This window comes from Aliterella sp. E5.1, from assembly GCF_057473825.1.
Genome location: NZ_JBYCCV010000516.1, coordinates 1 through 1035 on the forward strand (window position 1 = coordinate 1; position 1035 = coordinate 1035).

Below are 1035 nucleotides of genomic sequence, written 5' to 3' on the forward strand. Positions count from 1 at the left end.
TGTTGAAGGCGAAGATGACGCGCACTTCAAAATGAGGCGGGCATAAATAAATCAACAAGCAGCAGAATAAATAGTTAGGCTGCGAGTATGGCTACTGTACAAGAACCAACAGGTTTTGACCGCACCCGATTCAAACCGTTGGGCGGCAAGCACTACCCCTGATTGATGGCTATGGATTGAAACCAAAGAAACGAAGTTTTGGTAAGCTGTGCCTTAATCTATGACTGTTCCAATAATGCTCTTACCGTCTATTGCTACCCACTCCCCAGGTTCGATATTGAATGCACTGTTCACCTATTGCTCGAACTGCTGTGCCAAAGTTTGAAAATCGAGTTGCTGTAAAATACGACGAAAAGTAGTGTCTGATGGTAGGCGAGTCACTCCTAGTCCTAGTTGTTCGCTGACTGCCCCGTAATGGCGCACCCCAAAGTCTGAAGAGTGCGTAGTAACTCCTACATCCACTTATTGTCCCCATGATTACTAATAGTCAAATCAACCAAAGAGGATAACGTCTACCACGAGATGCGCGGAAATCTCGTATTTCCTGAAGTGAATTAATTAAGCTCGACCCCATTTCTGTTTCCAACCCTTGTTTGTTTTAATCATTCTAGTATTTCTCTAACTAAAGAATTATCCCTGACCAATTACCCAAGGCAAGCTTGCGGGTTTTGCTTAGGGATTTGATTGACACTTGGCAATTTGAGGCAAGCTATTTGAGTAGTAAGGCGATCGCAAGTTCCTTAGCTACCGCCGACTACTGCAACCGAGAAGCGCAGCAAGAATTATCCCTAGAATTAGTCTGGACTGGTCCTAATCCTGAATTTGCGTCCCTACGTCGAACTGACCAAGTATTGTTACAGTTAATTCGCGAAGCAAAGCAAGAATTATTAATTGTCAGTTTTGCTGTTTAAGCTAATCGGCATCAAAGTTGCATAATAAAAAGGTAAAGCTGATTCAAAGTAACTATGCCACCAGCAGCCAAGAATTTTTTAAGGTCGGAACAAGTCGTTCATCTACAGCAAGCCCTCAAGGAGA

The 1035-nt window shown here is 43.3% G+C and carries 2 protein-coding genes; one reads left to right on the forward strand and one right to left on the reverse strand.

The features are described from left to right. Nucleotides 1–294 precede the first annotated feature (294 nt). Nucleotides 295–462: a hypothetical protein gene (locus tag AC2VE5_RS28690; RefSeq protein ID WP_486890906.1), complete on the reverse strand. Its 168-nt coding sequence runs from the start codon at nt 460–462 to the stop codon at nt 295–297. 218 nt (nt 463–680) lie between these two features. Here AC2VE5_RS28690 and AC2VE5_RS28695 point away from each other — a divergent pair, with 218 nt between their 5' ends. Continuing rightward, a complete protein-coding gene (locus AC2VE5_RS28695) occupies nt 681–911 on the forward strand; it encodes a hypothetical protein (protein ID WP_486890907.1) in 231 nt (76 codons plus the stop codon). The last annotated feature ends 124 nt before the right edge of the window (nt 912–1035 follow it).